17 protein-coding genes are annotated in these 14,258 nt (G+C 66.3%); 12 read left to right on the top strand and 5 right to left on the bottom strand.

Annotated features, from left to right (window positions below):
• Window positions 1-8: 8 nt before the first annotated feature.
• Both DWV00_RS06110 and DWV00_RS06105 read right to left on the bottom strand, forming a co-directional pair.
• A complete protein-coding gene (locus DWV00_RS06110) occupies window positions 9-917 on the bottom strand; it encodes a type III pantothenate kinase (RefSeq protein WP_115532631.1) in 909 nt (302 codons plus the stop codon).
• On the bottom strand, window positions 914-1,837 hold the full coding sequence (locus tag DWV00_RS06105; RefSeq protein WP_115532630.1) for a biotin--[acetyl-CoA-carboxylase] ligase: 924 nt from the start codon (window positions 1,835-1,837) through the stop codon (window positions 914-916). The genes DWV00_RS06110 and DWV00_RS06105 overlap by 4 nt, the downstream gene beginning before the upstream one ends.
• 176 nt (window positions 1,838-2,013) lie before the next feature.
• On the opposite strand from DWV00_RS06105, the gene DWV00_RS06100 reads away from it, so the two are divergent.
• The 8 genes from DWV00_RS06100 to DWV00_RS06065 all read left to right on the top strand — a co-directional run bounded on the left by DWV00_RS06100 (window position 2,014) and on the right by DWV00_RS06065 (window position 8,899).
• The gene (locus DWV00_RS06100; RefSeq protein WP_115532852.1) at window positions 2,014-3,141 is read left to right on the top strand and encodes an MlaE family ABC transporter permease; all 1,128 of its coding nucleotides are present in this window, start codon (window positions 2,014-2,016) and stop codon (window positions 3,139-3,141) included.
• A complete protein-coding gene (locus DWV00_RS06095) occupies window positions 3,138-4,016 on the top strand; it encodes an ABC transporter ATP-binding protein (RefSeq protein WP_115532629.1) in 879 nt (292 codons plus the stop codon). The genes DWV00_RS06100 and DWV00_RS06095 overlap by 4 nt, the downstream gene beginning before the upstream one ends.
• A 54-nt stretch (window positions 4,017-4,070) precedes the next feature.
• The gene (locus DWV00_RS06090; protein ID WP_115532628.1) at window positions 4,071-5,036 is read left to right on the top strand and encodes an MlaD family protein; all 966 of its coding nucleotides are present in this window, start codon (window positions 4,071-4,073) and stop codon (window positions 5,034-5,036) included.
• A gap of 86 nt (window positions 5,037-5,122) precedes the next feature.
• On the top strand, window positions 5,123-5,752 hold the full coding sequence (locus DWV00_RS06085; protein ID WP_425452725.1) for an ABC-type transport auxiliary lipoprotein family protein: 630 nt from the start codon (window positions 5,123-5,125) through the stop codon (window positions 5,750-5,752).
• Between the two features lie 228 nt (window positions 5,753-5,980).
• A complete protein-coding gene (locus DWV00_RS06080; RefSeq protein ID WP_115532627.1) occupies window positions 5,981-6,322 on the top strand; it encodes a (2Fe-2S) ferredoxin domain-containing protein in 342 nt (113 codons plus the stop codon).
• A gap of 43 nt (window positions 6,323-6,365) precedes the next feature.
• On the top strand, window positions 6,366-6,992 hold the full coding sequence (locus tag DWV00_RS06075) for an alpha/beta hydrolase (protein WP_115532626.1): 627 nt from the start codon (window positions 6,366-6,368) through the stop codon (window positions 6,990-6,992).
• Window positions 6,993-7,377: 385 nt separating this feature from the next.
• Complete coding sequence (locus tag DWV00_RS06070; RefSeq protein ID WP_115532850.1) at window positions 7,378-8,616, top strand: D-alanyl-D-alanine carboxypeptidase family protein; 1,239 nt, start codon at window positions 7,378-7,380, stop codon at window positions 8,614-8,616.
• 13 nt (window positions 8,617-8,629) lie between these two features.
• On the top strand, window positions 8,630-8,899 hold the full coding sequence (locus DWV00_RS06065) for a DUF493 family protein (protein WP_115532625.1): 270 nt from the start codon (window positions 8,630-8,632) through the stop codon (window positions 8,897-8,899).
• On the opposite strand, the gene DWV00_RS06060 is transcribed toward DWV00_RS06065, so the two are convergent.
• Window positions 8,883-9,752 (bottom strand): transcriptional regulator GcvA, encoded by an 870-nt coding sequence (locus DWV00_RS06060; protein WP_115532624.1) that lies wholly within the window; start codon window positions 9,750-9,752, stop codon window positions 8,883-8,885. The genes DWV00_RS06065 and DWV00_RS06060 overlap by 17 nt on opposite strands.
• Before the next feature lie 128 nt (window positions 9,753-9,880).
• Between DWV00_RS06060 and DWV00_RS06055 the strand changes: the two genes are divergently transcribed.
• The 3 genes from DWV00_RS06055 to lipA all read left to right on the top strand — a co-directional run bounded on the left by DWV00_RS06055 (window position 9,881) and on the right by lipA (window position 12,125).
• The gene (locus DWV00_RS06055; protein ID WP_115532623.1) at window positions 9,881-10,204 is read left to right on the top strand and encodes a DUF2917 domain-containing protein; all 324 of its coding nucleotides are present in this window, start codon (window positions 9,881-9,883) and stop codon (window positions 10,202-10,204) included.
• Window positions 10,205-10,333: 129 nt separating this feature from the next.
• Window positions 10,334-11,125: a lipoyl(octanoyl) transferase LipB gene (lipB, locus tag DWV00_RS06050; protein ID WP_115532849.1), complete on the top strand. Its 792-nt coding sequence runs from the start codon at window positions 10,334-10,336 to the stop codon at window positions 11,123-11,125.
• Complete coding sequence (gene lipA, locus DWV00_RS06045; protein ID WP_115532622.1) at window positions 11,118-12,125, top strand: lipoyl synthase; 1,008 nt, start codon at window positions 11,118-11,120, stop codon at window positions 12,123-12,125. The genes lipB and lipA overlap by 8 nt, the downstream gene beginning before the upstream one ends.
• A 34-nt stretch (window positions 12,126-12,159) precedes the next feature.
• On the opposite strand, the gene DWV00_RS06040 is transcribed toward lipA, so the two are convergent.
• Both DWV00_RS06040 and DWV00_RS06035 read right to left on the bottom strand, forming a co-directional pair.
• Window positions 12,160-12,903 (bottom strand): TniB family NTP-binding protein, encoded by a 744-nt coding sequence (locus DWV00_RS06040; protein WP_115532621.1) that lies wholly within the window; start codon window positions 12,901-12,903, stop codon window positions 12,160-12,162.
• Window positions 12,900-13,517 carry a Mu transposase C-terminal domain-containing protein gene (locus DWV00_RS06035; RefSeq protein ID WP_245964738.1) on the bottom strand — a complete coding sequence of 206 codons (618 nt, stop codon included), beginning with the start codon at window positions 13,515-13,517 and terminating at the stop codon, window positions 12,900-12,902. Before DWV00_RS06035 ends, DWV00_RS06040 begins: the two co-directional genes overlap by 4 nt.
• Window positions 13,518-13,899: 382 nt before the next feature.
• Here DWV00_RS06035 and DWV00_RS34320 point away from each other — a divergent pair, with 382 nt between their 5' ends.
• Entirely contained in the window at window positions 13,900-14,118 is a 219-nt protein-coding gene (locus DWV00_RS34320) for a hypothetical protein (protein WP_220274664.1), read from the top strand.
• Window positions 14,119-14,258: the final 140 nt, after the last annotated feature.

The following is a 14,258-nucleotide window of genomic DNA, read 5'->3' as shown; positions in this document are numbered from 1 at the left end:
CTTATCGTTCACATCTCTCTGGCAACCGCGGCGTCTTCCGCCGCGATCAGCGCGAGCCCCGACAGCACGAGCGTGTCGTGACACGTGTGGGGCACGCCGAGCGCGCCGGCCACGTCACCGGCCGCGCCGCCGCCGACGACGAGCCGCACCGGCACATCCCAAGCCCGGCAAAGTTCCCGCCAGGCGCGTTCGATGAGCCCCGCCTGCGCGAGCAACGAACCCGCCGTGATCGCATGGCGCGTGTCGGTTGCGAACCAATGCCGTGCAAGCGCATCGCCCACCCGCGTGCGTACCGAGTCGACGGCCAGCGTCGGCAACTGCGCAGTATGCTCGCCGAGCGAGCGCATCATCAACGACCACCCGGGCGCGATCATGCCGCCGACGAAGCGGCCGTCGGCGGTCAGTGCTTCGAGCGTCGTCGCCGTGCCTAGCGTCGCGATCAAGAGCGCCTCGCCCGGAAACGCCGCATGCGCGCCGATGAGGCCCGCCCAGCGATCGCTGCCGAGCCGCTCGGGCACGCCATAACCGTTGACGACCCCGCATTGCCGCTCGCGCGCGCGGACGAACGCGCGAGGCAGACCTGGCCAATGGGCATCGAGCAGCCGCGTGAGCCGTTCGCGGGCGGCTTCGCCCGCGACGTTCGAAATCCACGCGCCGCTCGGCGCGGGAAGTGCGGCCCATTCGGCGATTTCCATGGTGCCTGCGGCTTGCGCGGCGGGCACGCCGTCATCCTTGCGAGCCGGCGCCTGTCGGCCCGAGGAATCCGCGGAATCGCCCGAAGAATCGGCTGAAGAATCGGCGTCCCGCCCATGCGCGAATGCACCCCTGTGCAGGAACGCGCCCCGCCCATCGCCAAGCGCCCATTTCACGCGGCTGTTGCCGGCATCGATCAGCAGAAACGGCGCCCGGCCGTTCATGGCGCGTTGCCGGCGAGCCGTAGCGAGACGTCGCCCGTCGCGATGGCCTGCATGCCCGTGTCGGTGGACAGCAGCAGTTGGCCGGACCCGTCCACGCCCGTCGCGATGCCGCGCACGAGTTCCGCGCCCTTCTCGATCAGCACGACCTCGCGATTCGCGTACGCGTGATAGGCGTTCCAGCGGTCGACGAACGGCGCGAACCCGTCCGTGCCGAAGCGCTCGATCATCTCGGTCAACGCTTTGACGACCACGGCCAGCGTGTCCGTCAGATTCGCATTGGGCAGTGCCTGCGAGAGCGCAGTCGGCGGCGTGGCGCGCGCTTGCGCGGGCATCGTCGCGGCGGCGGCTTGCAACTGCGCTTCGAGCGCCTCGTCGTGGCGCACGTTGATGCCCACGCCGATGACGACGGCACTGGCGTTCGCGGTGCTCCAAGCCGTCTCGATCAGGATGCCGACGAGCTTGCGTCCGTCGAGGAGGACGTCGTTCGGCCATTTGAGCCCGAACCGCTGCGCTTCGCTCGGGGAAAGGCGCGCCAACGCGTCGACGACGGCGACGCCGGTTGCGAGACTGAGCCCGGCGAGCCCCGCGAGCGGACGCGGCAGCACGCATGCGAGCGAAAACATCAGCGCGTGTCCTGGGGTCGACTGCCAACTACGGCCCTGTCGTCCTCGGCCGGCGCTCTGGTTGTAGGCGGCGCGTACGGCATGTACTCCGAAGGCGACGCGCTCGCGCGGCAGTGCCTTCATGCGCGCCATGAGGTCGGTGTTGGTCGACGTGGTCTCGTCGACGATTTCGAGCGCCTCGGGCGGGATCGCGCTCGCGCCGCCGGCACGCGCGCGCTCGCGGTCGATGCGCCAGTCGTCGGCGCGGCCGTTCGGCGGCGAGCCGGAGCCCGGGGGAGGAGAGAGGGTATCGGTCATGGCCGTATTGTAGTGGGGGAGTGGGGCCTGCGCGAGGCGCCGCGCCAAACATGCGGCGGGCGCGAGCGGCCTGCCGGTTCGCTGCCGCACCCGACCGAGGGCCGCTAGGAGGCCGCGGCGGCGCCTTGCCCGCTACAATGGCGCGAGTTCAGTTCGTCGCGTGGGGCTTTCCTTCCTTGGACTTCGACACTCCGCCGGGCTTGCGCATCGAAACGAGCAGCCTGGGCCCGCTGGTCAGGCTGTCCGGACAGTGGACGGCGCTGGCGCTCGCGCGCGACCGTGCCCGTACCGGCGCACGGTCGCGTCTGGCGGCGCTCGCGCGCGCGGCGCCGGCGCAGTGGGATTTGTCGGCCGTCGAACGGATGGATCACGTCGGCGGACAAGCGCTGTGGCGCGTGTGGGGCCGCCGGATGCCCGAACGGATCACGCTGACGGATACCCAACGGGACATCTTCTCGCGCATCGCCCTGCTGGAGACGCAGCGCGAGAGCCCGGAGGCCGTCGAACGTGTCGGTTTCGTCACGGCGCTCGGCCGTTCCGTGCTGGGCTTCGCGGATCACGCCTACGGCGGCCTGGCGATGTTCGGCCGCTTCGTGCTCGATCTGCTGACCGTGTTGCGCCGCCCGTCGAGCGCGCCGTGGCTCGAGATTTCGGCGAACGTCTACAACGCCGGCGCGAGGGCCCTGCCGATCACGGCGCTCGTCGCATTCTTGATCGGCATCGTTCTGAGCTACTTGTCGGCCCAGCAGTTGCGGCTGTTCGGCGCCAATCAGTTCATCGTCAACATCCTCGGGCTCTCGGTGATCCGAGAGTTGGGCCCCGTGCTCTCTGCGATCCTGGTGGCCGGGCGCTCGGGCTCGGCCATCACGGCGCAGATCGGCGTCATGCGCGTCACCGAGGAGCTCGACGCGATGCTCGTCATGGGCATTCCCCATGGCTTGCGTCTCGTGCTGCCGCGCGTCGTCGCGCTGGCGGTGGCGATGCCGCTGCTCGTCGTGTGGACGAACATCGTGGCGCTGATCGGCGGCGCGCTGTCGGCGAAGCTCGTGCTCGGCATCGACATCTCGTTCTTCATCCGCGCGCTGCCGAGCGTCGTGCCGATCGCCAATCTATGGATCGGGCTCGGCAAGGGCGTCGTGTTCGGGATGCTCGTCGCGCTCACGGCCTGCCACTTCGGGTTCCGGATCAAACCGAACTCGCAGAGCCTCGGGGCGGGAACGACGTCGTCGGTCGTCTCGTCGATCACCGTCGTCATCTTGGCCGACGCGGTTTTCGCCATTGTCTTTCAGAACGTCGGACTATGAGCACACCCCTATCCGCGGCCGTACGCAACTGCCCGCCACCCGCGATCGCCGAGCGCGTGATCGAGGTGCGCGATCTGACCAAACGCTACGGCGCCACGGTCGTGCACGAGCATCTGGATTTCGACGTGCGGCGCGGAGAGGTCGTCTCGATCGTCGGCGGCTCGGGCTCGGGCAAGACCACGCTGGTCCGCCAGATTCTCGGGCTCGATGCACCCACGTCGGGCACCATCGAGGTGTTCGGGCGCGATACGTCGACGATCGACGAGGATGCGGCGCGCGTCATGCGCAGCCGCGTGGGCATGCTGTTCCAGCAAGGGGCGCTGTTTTCGTCGATGTCGGTCTTCGACAACATCGCGCAGCCGATCCGCGAGCTTGGCCGCGTGCCGGCCCCGCTGCTCAACGACATCGTCATGCTCAAGCTCGAGATGGTCGGGCTGCCGTGCAAGCATGCGTCGAAAATGCCGTCCGCGCTGTCGGGCGGCATGATCAAGCGCGCCGGCATCGCGCGGGCGCTCGCGCTCGAGCCGGAGCTGCTGTTTCTCGACGAGCCGACGGCCGGCCTCGACCCGAAGGCATCGGAAGATTTCGTGGAGCTGATCGCGGCGCTGCATCGCGCGCTCGGCTTGACCGTCGTCATGATCACGCACGATCTCGATACGATGACGTCGCTGTCGACGCGGGTCGCGGTGATCGCGGAGCGCCGCGTGCTCGTCGCCGCACCGATCGAGGAAGCGGCGGCGGTGGATCATCCGTTCATCCGCGAGTTTTTTCTCGGCCGGCGCGGCCGGCGCGCGCTGCAGGCGCTGCCGCCCGAGCGCCGTGCCAGGCTGCCGGCGGCGGCGCTCGAAGCCGCGTCGGCCGAGGTACCGCTATGACGCGACGGCGCGCCGTTTCCTGACGCCGCGCGCGCAACGACGGGACGAAAGCGAATGGAAAACAAATCGCATGCATTCTGGGCCGGACTCTTCACGATCGGGCTTGGGCTCGTGATCGCGCTGGCCGTGTTCTGGTTCAATCTCGATCGCACGGTGCGCATACCGTACGACCTGATCTCGCACACGAACGTGACGGGGCTGTCGACCGACGCCGATGTGCGCTATCGCGGGCTCGAAGTGGGGAAGGTGGAGTCGATCCGTTTCGATCGCGCGCACCCGGGCACGATCGTCATCCGCATCCTCGTCGATAAAAACGCGCCCATCACGCGCTCGACGTTCGGCAGTCTCGGATTGCAGGGCGTCACCGGCATTGCCTTCGTGCAACTCGACGATACGGGCACCGATCTCGCGCCGGTGCCGACGTCGGCGAAACATGTCGCTCAGTTGCCGATGCGCCCGGGCTTGCTGGATCAGCTGCAGGTGCGCGGCGACGCGCTGCTGCACGAAATGCAGAACGTGGCCGTGCAGGCCGACGCGATGCTGTCGGACCAAACCCGCGCGCAGTTGATGGCGACGGCTCTGAGCCTGCAGCATACGGCCGATGCGGTCACGCAGCTGGCGCAAGAAGCCAAGCCGGCCATGATGCAGTTGCCGGGCACGATGAACGAACTGTCGCGCACCCTGGCCTCGACGAACGCGCTTGTCACGCAGCTGTCCGCATCGAACGGGCCGCTCGTTTCGAACTTGAACAAGGCGGGGGCGGCGGCCGATCGCGCGGGCGCGGCGCTCTCGACGATGAATGCGTCGCTGCAGGAGATGTCGGCGCGGCTCGACTACGAGACGCTGCCGCGCATGAACGCGCTCGCGACCGACGTGAGCGGGGCGGCGCGCGCGGTGGACCGCGCGGCCGACGTGTTCAGCACGAGCCCGCGCAGCTTGCTGTTCGGCGTGGGGCGCGCGCAGCCCGGCCCGGGCGAACCCGGTTTCGCATGGCCGGCGGCCGCCGGCGTTAAGCATTGAATCGAAAACGAAAGGAAGCTCAAAGCATGGCACGTTCATCCGATCTCATCGCGTCGGCGTCCGTGCGCGCGCGGCGCGCAGGCTCGATGCGCATGGCGCGCGCGCGCGTCTTGACCGCGGCCGCGTGCCTACTCGCGGGAGCCGGTTTCATCGTGGCGATGGGCGGCTGCGCGTTGGGCACGCCGGCTGCGATTGCCAACGTTCGCTACGACCTCGGCCCCGAAAAGCCGGTGGCCTCCCCGAGCCCCATGACGACGCTGCGTCTGTTCGACGTGCGCGCGCCGGCCTCGCTCGACACCGACGACATCCTGTACCGCATGAGTTATGCGGACCCGCGCCGCACGGCGGCCTATGCGAACAGCCACTGGACGATGCGGCCCGCGCAGTTGTTGACCGAGCGCGTGCGCGGTGCATTGGCGTCGCACGGGGCGGTGCTCGGCGGCGGCCAGGCCGTGACCGCGCCGCTGCTCACGATCGATCTCGAGCAGTTCGAACAGGTGTTCGACAGCGAGAGCGAGAGCCAGGGCGTGCTGACGGCTCGGGCTACGCTCACGCGCAACGGCTCGCTGATCGCGCAGCAGACGTTCGTGGCGCGCGCGCCGGCGCGCATGCCCAACGCCGCGGGCGGCGTGCAGGCGCTGGCGGACGCGAGCGACGAATTCGTGGCGCAGCTCGTGGCCTGGCTCGGCATGCAGGCCGGCACCGTCACGCAATGATGCGCGGCGGCGCGCGGCCTCGCCGCGCCGAACCGGCGCCCGGCACCGGATCCGCCGCCTGCGTCGTTTGATCGGCGCCAGCGGCCGCGCGCAACGCTCGTTATAATCGGCCGACTTTCCCATCTCACCCGTGCCGGTCGCGACGCAAGGATCGCATCGCATCGCTGCGATGCGCGTTCTCGATGCCGCAAGCGCGGCGGCCCGGCTCACCCTGCGAACGGCAAGACCATGGACTCCTTCTACAAGTACCACGTCTTTTTCTGCTTGAATCAACGCGACCCCGGTGCGGAGCGCCCGAGCTGCGGCCTGCGCTGCGATGCCGAGAAGATGCTCGACCACACGAAAAAGCGCGTGAAAAAGCTCGGCCTCGCGGGCCCGGGCAATGTGCGTATCAACAAAGCCGGCTGCCTCGATCGCTGCGAGCAGGGTCCGGCGGTCGTCATTTATCCGGAAGGCACCTGGTACACCTATTTCGACGAAGCCGACCTCGATGAAATCGTCGAGTCGCACCTGAAGGACGGCAAGGTCGTCGAGCGCCTGCTGATCGACCCGCCCAATCGGCCCGTCTGATCGGCCGAATGATCGAATTTAGCGTTTTCGCGCGGCACCGCCCATGAACGTTCATACGAAGAAATTTCTGATCGACGGCCCCGTCGGCAAGATCGAAGTCGCACTCGACGCACCCGAGGGCGCGCCGCGTGGCATCGCGCTCGTCGCGCATCCGCATCCGTTGTTCGGCGGGTCGATGGACAACAAGGTCGCGCAAACGCTCGCGCGCACGCTCGTGCAACTGGGCTACGCGACCTACCGTTCGAATTTTCGCGGCGTGGGGCAGACCGAGGGCGAATTCAACGAAGGCGTCGGCGAGCGCGACGATTTGCTCGCGCTGCTCGAGCACATGCGTGCCGAGCCGGGGCAGGAATCGCTGCCGCTCGTGCTGGCGGGCTTTTCGTTCGGCACGGCGGTGATTTCGCACGTGGCGCGCATGCTCGCCGAGCATGGGCAGAGCATCGAGCGGATGGTGTTCGTCGGCACGGCCGCGAGCCGCTTCGACGTGGCAAGCGTGCCGGAAAATACGCTCGTCATTCACGGCGAGCAGGACGACACGGTGCCGATCGGTTCCGTCTACGACTGGGCACGGCCGCAGGAACTGCCCATCGTCGTCATTCCCGGCGCGGAGCACTTTCTTCATCGCAAGCTCCACATCCTGAAACGCATCATGCTCGATGCCTGGCGGTGAGCTGACATTCGACTGCCATAAAGCTGACGAATCGAGCGGGCCGCAAGGCCCGTGCAGCCTGCTTCCGAGCCGTGAGCCCGCATTCGCGCGCTCCGAGAAAAAACGCGCTTTCGACGCGTTTTCGACAAGATGTGCCGCGTATAATGGGCGCAATTTTTTTCGCACCGCCCCGTCGGCGAAGCCTTGCTCGATGCATCGCGGGTCGCTTGACGGCGCCGCGAGCGAATCGAGCGAACCGAATCGCGCGCCGCCGGTCCAACGGGCGCCGCGTTTGCGCGCCGCTCGTTCATCGCGCGTCGTGACGGGCGGCGAGAACCGCCGATCGGCGGCCGGCACTTCCCGATCGCGCGCATCGCGCGCGGCGCTCTTCTGCACGAATCGATCTATGCGTTCTTCCTCGTTTTGCCTCCCGTCGTTTGCTTCGTCCTTCGTTCCCTCGTCGCTTCAACGCACCGCGCCCGTGTGCGCGCTCGTTGCCGCCACGCTAATCGCGGGCGCCGCCTATGCGCCTGCCGCGTCGGCGCAGGTGCCGCCGCCGGCCGTGACGGCCAAGTCGTGGGTGCTCGTCGACGCGACGAGCAATCAAGTGCTCGCGTCCGGCAATGCCGACGAGCGCGTCGAGCCCGCTTCGCTGACCAAGCTGATGACGGCCTATCTCGTCTTCGAAGCCCTGCAGACGAAGAAGATTTCGATGGATCAGGTCGTGATCCCGAGCGATGCCGTGCGCCGCGTGAAAAACGACGAATCGCGGATGTTCATCGAAGCCGAGAAGCCGGTCACGGTGCACGATCTCGTCTACGGCATGATCATCCAGTCGGGCAACGACGCGGCGATCGCCCTGGCCGAACTCGTCGGCGGCAGCGAAGCGCACTTCGTCGAAATGATGAACACCGAAGCGCAGCGGCTCGGCATGAAGGGCACGCACTACGCCGACGTGAACGGCATGCCGTCGCCGGGGCACTACACGACGGCGGCCGATCTCGCCGTGCTCTCGGCCCATCTGATTCGCGACTTCCCCGAGTACTACAGCATCTTCGCGGTCAAGGAATTCACGTACAACAAGATCAAGCAGCCGAACCGCAACCGGCTGCTCTGGACCGACCCGACCGTCGACGGCTTGAAGACGGGCCATACGCAAGCGGCCGGCTACTGCCTGATCGCTTCGGCCAAGCGTCCGCTGCCGGGCGTGGCCGACGCGTCGCGTCGCCTCGTGAGCGTGATGATGGGCGAGGACAAAGAGCACGAGCGCGTACAAGACAGCATGAAGATGCTGAACTACGGCTACTCGGCTTACGACACCGTGCGCCTGTTCAAGGCGAACCAGCCCGTGCAGACGCCGCGTGTCTACAAGGGCGCGGCCAACACCGTGCAAGTCGGCGTGAAGAGCGATCAGTACATCACCGTGCCGCGCGGCATGGGCGATAAGATCAAGCCGCAGTTCGTGCTGAACGAGCCGCTCGTGGCGCCGCTCGCGAACGGCCAGCCAGTGGGGACGGTGCAAATCGTCGCCGACGGCAAGACGCTCACGCAGTTCCCGGTCGTTGCGCTGCAGGCCGTGCCGCAAGCCGGTATCGGCGGCCGCGTCTGGGATTCGCTCTTGCTGATGTTCGGCAAGAAGAAGTAACGGAGGCGCGATCATGAGCCCGGTGAACGAGTCCTTATTCGAGTTTCCTTGCGACTTTCCGATCAAAGTCATGGGCAAGGCACATCCCGACTTCATCGAGACGATCGCGACCGTCGTGCGGCAATTCGATCCGGAATTCGACGCTTCGCGCGTCGAAATCCGGCCCTCGAGCGGCGGCAACTACACGGGCCTGACCGTGACGGTGCGCGCGCAAAGCCGCGAACAGCTCGACGACATCTATCGGGCCCTCACGGGGCATCCGATGGTCAAGGTCGTACTGTGAACTGCGCGCGAAAGCGCTCCACTTCTTCCATCAGCCAGATCCGGAACGCCTGAACCCGCGCACTCGCCAGGAGCGGCTGCGGGCAGACGAACCAGTGAGACGACGCGCTTCGCGCGTCGATCTCGAACAAGCGCACGAGCGCGATGCCTTGTCCGTCCACCGCGGCCTGCAGCAAATTCGACGAATCCTGATACAGCACGCCGCGCCGCGGCTCGGGCACGTTGCCGACGCCGGCCGCCTCGAACCAAACGCGCCACATCTGATCGTCCGAGCGCAGCAGCCGCGACGATGCCGCCAGCTCGGCCGGCGTTGTCGGCAGCGCGCCGCCGTTGAACGTCGGCGCGCAAACGGGGAATGCCACTTCATCCAACAGCGGCTCGGCGTGCAGCTCGGGATAGGGGCCGGCGCCGAAACGAATGGCGACGTCGACGTCCTCGCGGGTGAAATCGGTCAAGGTGTTCGTCGACAACAACTCCAGATCGATCTCCGGGTGCCGCTCGATGAAGCCGCCGATCCGCGGCGTGATCCAGCGCGCGGAGAACGAGGACGACGACGAAACGACGAGCCGGCGCGCGCGCTGGCCCTCGCGTACCTCGCGCGTAGCGTCCGCCAGGGCCATCAGCGCGGCGCGCACGTCCTTGGCATAGCGGCAGCCGACGTCGGTCAGGCGGACACGCTTGCCCTCGCGCAAGAATAGGGGCGTGCCGAGTGCGTCCTCGAGCGCCCGGATCTGATGGCTGACGGCGCCGTGCGTGACGAACAATTCGTCGGCCGCGCGCGAGAAGCTTTCATGGCGCGCGGCGGCCTCGAACGTTCTCAAGGCGTTGAGCGCGGGCAGTTGTCGTAGATTCACCGGTACCCTCGAAGCCGTTGTTGAGCATTGTTAATTTTTCTCACATAAGCGTGAGAATTGATCGTTTTGCCGAATGGCTTGTCTTGCCTAGGATTCTAGCCACGAAGCACTTTTTGGGTGGAACGATCATGAGACAAATTTCCTCAAGTATCACGTTCGAAATCGCGCCTGGCGAAACGATGCCGATGATGGTGGCCCACAGCACGCGTTTGGCTGTGCGCGGCGCGCCGGTGTGGGTCACTCGCAGCAACGATGTCGAGGATTACTGGCTCGAGCCCGGCCGCTCGTTGCGCCTGCGGCCCGGGGAGCGGCTCTGGCTCAGCACGGAAGGCCCGGGCACGGCTTGTGTCGCGTTCGTCGCGCCGCTCTCGCGTGCGGCGGTGCTGGCGGATCTGGCCCGATCTTTGTCCGACTGGTGGGCGACGCGCTGGGGCGGGTGGCGGACGGTCTGAGCCGAGAAACGCGTTCCTTCGGACGCGTTCCCTCGTTTGTCGGTCGACGGGCCCGGCCTTGATTTCGCGCGAGCGATCCAAGGCCGGCCCGGGCGAGCCGGGCCCGATTCCGGTAAACTGGCGGCCATCATGTGTGCCGCATCGTCTCTTTCGTCCGTGTCCGCGCTACCGTCTTCCTCGAACGCGGCGTCGCCGGACGCGGTTTCAAACGGTGCCGCCGTGCTCGATGCGACGGCCGCGGATTTGGCTCCGATCGTCCGGTGGCGAGGGCTTGAGCCCTACGACGTCAGCTTCGACACGATGCGTGCCTTCACCGATTCGCGCACCGCCGAAACGCCCGACGAAATCTGGCTCGTCGAACATCCGTCCGTTTTCACGCTCGGCCAAGCCGGCGATCCCGCCCATCTGCTCGCGGCCGATCCAGCCATTCCGCTCGTGAAAGTCGATCGAGGCGGGCAGATCACGTATCACGGCCCGGGGCAGGTCGTTGCCTACCTGCTGCTCGATTTGCGCCGGCGCAAGCTGATGGTGCGCGAAATGGTCACGCTGATCGAGCAAGGCGTGATCGACACCCTCGCGGCGTATAATCTCGTCGGCGAGCGCCGGCCCGGTGCGCCCGGCATCTACGTAGCGCCGGGAGAGGGGGCGCTCGGGCACGAGGGCGCGAAGATCGCCGCGCTCGGCCTGAAAATCCGCAACGGATGCAGCTATCACGGCGTGAGCCTGAACGTGAAGATGGACTTGCGGCCGTTTCTCGCGATCAACCCTTGCGGCTACGCGGGGCTGGAGACGGTCGACATGGCGACGCTCGGCGTCGCCGCCGGCTGGAACGAAGTGGCCGAAACCCTGGCGGCAAGCCTCGCCGCGAACCTCGGCGGCGCGCTGCGCGCACGCTCATCGACTGGATCACCGAATGACTGACGTTACCGCTTCCCCGAGCGGCGCTCCCGACGCGCCGCAGTCCGCAACGCCATACGATGCCACCGCCAAGCAAAAGGCGCAGGCGAAGACGGCGCGCATCCCGATCAAGATCGTGCCGATCGAGAAGCTGAAAAAGCCCGATTGGATCCGGGTGAGGGCGGCGACGGGCAATTCGCGTTTCTCCGAAATCAAGCAGATCCTGCGCGAGCACAACCTGCATACGGTGTGCGAAGAGGCGAGCTGCCCGAACATCGGCGAATGTTTCGGCAAGGGCACGGCCACGTTCATGATCATGGGCGACAAGTGCACGCGCCGCTGCCCGTTCTGCGACGTCGGCCACGGCCGTCCCGATCCGCTCGACACGGAAGAGCCGGGCAATCTTGCGCGCACGATCGCGGCGCTCAAGCTCAAGTACGTCGTCATCACGAGCGTCGACCGCGACGACTTGCGCGACGGCGGAGCGGGGCATTTCGTCGAATGCATTCGGCAGGTTCGCGAGCATTCGCCTGCAACGCGCATCGAAATTCTCACGCCGGATTTCCGCGGCCGTCTCGACCGCGCGCTGGAGATTTTGAACGCCGCGCCGCCCGACGTCATGAACCACAACCTCGAAACGGTGCCGCGTCTGTACAAGGAAGCGCGCCCCGGATCGGACTATGCGCACTCGCTGAAGCTGCTCAAGGACTTCAAGGCGCTGCATCCGGACGTCCCGACGAAGTCGGGCATCATGGTGGGCCTGGGCGAGACGGAAGAAGAGATTCTGCAAGTGATGCGCGATCTGCGTGCGCACGACGTCGACATGCTGACGATCGGCCAGTATCTGCAGCCGTCCGAGCATCACCTGCCCGTGCGGTCGTACGTGCATCCCGACACGTTCAAGATGTACGAGGAAGAGGCCTACAAGATGGGCTTCACGCACGCGGCCGTGGGCGCGATGGTGCGCTCGAGCTATCACGCCGATCAACAAGCGCACGACGCAGGCGTCGAAGGCGTGGTTTGAGGCGTTCGGTGACATTTCCAACGATTAACGCGACTTAACAACGATCGGCGCGACTACGCAACGATAAAAGCGACTGGGGGATGGGGTGACGCGGACGGTAATACCCCCGTCGAGTAAGCGGGATCAGAAGTAGAATTTCCAGCAAAGGGAGTTCTACGCAATGAAGAAGTCGAAGTTTACGGATAGCCAGATCATGGATGCGCTCAAGCGCGCGGAAGGCGTCGCGCGTGCCGGCGGCGACGATGGGGACCTGCAGTTCGTTGCCGAGGAACTTAAGCACGTTTAGGAACGCGCGCTGCCGGTTCAGGTTGCCGGCGAGGACATGGTGGATCTCGTCGATGATCAGTATCTTGAGGCCGACGTAGCGCAGCAGCTTGACGACCTGAAGCTGCTTCTTGTCGACTCGGTCGTTCGGCTTATACGGCGCGAACAGCAACTCGAGGATGGCGTTGTAGAAGCGCCCCTCGTCCGGGACCGGCGGTGCCTGGATCGACAACACGGGAACGATCACGCCGTCTCCGCCGGGGTTGTCGTCGGCGGGATGCTGGGAGCAGAAGCGCTCGATCAGCATGGTCTTGCCGTTGTTAGTGTCGCCGACGATCAGCGGGTTCGGCATACGGTGCGACTTCGGGTAAGTCAGCAGATCCTCGAGCTTGGCCAGCACCTCTTTGGCGCGCGGGTGGCCTATCCAGCGCGGCGAGCGGATGCGCTCGATGCGCGCCGCGTCGTCGGGGTCGAGCAATCTGGCGGTCGCCTCGTTCAGGTGGTCGACGCTCATGCCATGTCGTCCAATTCGTCGAAGGGCTGGATACTCGCTGGGTTCGCAGGCGGAACTTCGTCTGCCAGTGCGATCGGGGGCGTGGCGCTACCCCGTGGCTTCGGCGCGGCGAGCCCCAGCTTCCGCCGCTGCTGGGCGCGGCGTGCCGCAGTCGTGTTCGCCTGTGCCGAGCGCTCGATTTCGCGCATGCGCTCGTAGGCATCGAAGATGGCGCGCTCGTCGAGGTGCTGCCGCCCCTGATCTTCAAGCGCCTTCTTCGCTTCGCGCAGTTCCCACACGCTGATGGGCGGGTGCGACGTGTCCCGGTACGGGATCGTGAAGTATTGGCCGAGTTCCGGGTCGTAGAACCAGATCGCGCTGATGTCGCGCGGGTCACGGCGGAACATGAGCTTGCGCTTGTACTTCGGCTTTTGCGGGTCCGGCGCATTGATCCAGCGGCGCAGCACGTCGCTGTAGTAGTGGATATCGTCGATCACGACGCCGTAGTCCTGGACGGTCCGTTCCTCGAACGGCATCAGGTCGAGCCGAAGCCGGTCCTCGTCCTGGATGCGCGCCGGCAGGCCGACGCCGGGCTGGCGCTCGTCGCCGAAGATGGCCTTGCGGTACATCGCCATCGGCGGCACTGCAGCGGCGCCTCACCTCGTTGCAGACCCACTGCTTCGATTTCTTCTGCGTCGTCAGGTATTCCGTCTTGATGACGTCTTCGATGATCGCCTCGATCTCTGCCTGAAGCTTGGTTGCGGCCTTGTCCTTGCGTTGCTGCTTGGGGAGCAGGGCGGTCATGAGCCCCGCGGACTCGTAGGCCTTGAGCGATTTGTATAGGGTGTTCGCGTGCAGCCCGAACTCTGCGGCGCGCGCCACGACGTCGTCGCGCTTGCGCCCGTGCTGGGCGAGCAGCGGCCGGATGATCGCTTCGCGGCGTTCGGCCTCCGACCAGTCGGATTCCTCGATCGACAGTAAGTCCGGCCGGGGCCTCACGGACGTGGGCTGAACGATTTGAAGGTCGATGAGCTTCGCGCGCACCACTTGCTTGGTTTCGAGGTCGCGCAGCAGCACCTCGTCGAAATCCACGGCCTGCGCGATGCGGTGCGGACGGCCGAGGAACAGCACCTCGGTTCCCGGAATGAAGGACATTTGGGTCAGGGTGTTCATACGCCGAGGCTCCAGATCGGTGAAGCCATGGTCAGCGTCTCGTCCAGGTTGGCGCCGATTTGATGCGTCCAGACTAGGTACCATAGGGTCGGGATCAAGGCCGCTCGGTGCCATTCGTCCCGGTAGCAGGCCGCCAGGAGGTCGGCCGGCATGGTGCGATGCATCTCGGCCAGTACAAAAGAGCGATGTAATTGTTAGTAGAA

The sequence above is a fragment of the Trinickia dinghuensis genome (assembly GCF_003367175.1).
GTDB classification, from domain to species: Bacteria; Pseudomonadota; Gammaproteobacteria; order Burkholderiales; family Burkholderiaceae; genus Trinickia; species Trinickia dinghuensis.
Note: the sequence above shows the minus strand (reverse complement) of the source record. Positions and strands in the feature narration are given on the sequence as shown.

Excerpts from the sequence above, each read along its gene's own strand:
- DWV00_RS06035 (WP_245964738.1), bottom strand. The coding sequence starts at position 13,517 with ATGGCGATGTACCGCAAGGCCATCTTCGGCGACGAGCGCCAGCCCGGC.
- DWV00_RS06105 (WP_115532630.1), bottom strand. The coding sequence starts at position 1,837 with ATGACCGATACCCTCTCTCCTCCCCCGGGCTCCGGCTCGCCGCCGAAC.
- DWV00_RS06090 (WP_115532628.1), top strand. The coding sequence starts at position 4,071 with ATGGAAAACAAATCGCATGCATTCTGGGCCGGACTCTTCACGATCGGG.
- DWV00_RS06095 (WP_115532629.1), top strand. The coding sequence starts at position 3,138 with ATGAGCACACCCCTATCCGCGGCCGTACGCAACTGCCCGCCACCCGCG.
- DWV00_RS06070 (WP_115532850.1), top strand. The coding sequence starts at position 7,378 with ATGCGTTCTTCCTCGTTTTGCCTCCCGTCGTTTGCTTCGTCCTTCGTT.
- DWV00_RS06055 (WP_115532623.1), top strand. The coding sequence starts at position 9,881 with ATGAGACAAATTTCCTCAAGTATCACGTTCGAAATCGCGCCTGGCGAA.
- DWV00_RS06065 (WP_115532625.1), top strand. The coding sequence starts at position 8,630 with ATGAGCCCGGTGAACGAGTCCTTATTCGAGTTTCCTTGCGACTTTCCG.
- DWV00_RS06080 (WP_115532627.1), top strand. The coding sequence starts at position 5,981 with ATGGACTCCTTCTACAAGTACCACGTCTTTTTCTGCTTGAATCAACGC.
- lipA (WP_115532622.1), top strand. The coding sequence starts at position 11,118 with ATGACTGACGTTACCGCTTCCCCGAGCGGCGCTCCCGACGCGCCGCAG.
- DWV00_RS06110 (WP_115532631.1), bottom strand. The coding sequence starts at position 917 with ATGAACGGCCGGGCGCCGTTTCTGCTGATCGATGCCGGCAACAGCCGC.
- lipB (WP_115532849.1), top strand. The coding sequence starts at position 10,334 with ATGTGTGCCGCATCGTCTCTTTCGTCCGTGTCCGCGCTACCGTCTTCC.
- DWV00_RS06040 (WP_115532621.1), bottom strand. The coding sequence starts at position 12,903 with ATGAGCGTCGACCACCTGAACGAGGCGACCGCCAGATTGCTCGACCCC.
- DWV00_RS06085 (WP_425452725.1), top strand. The coding sequence starts at position 5,123 with ATGCGCATGGCGCGCGCGCGCGTCTTGACCGCGGCCGCGTGCCTACTC.
- DWV00_RS06075 (WP_115532626.1), top strand. The coding sequence starts at position 6,366 with ATGAACGTTCATACGAAGAAATTTCTGATCGACGGCCCCGTCGGCAAG.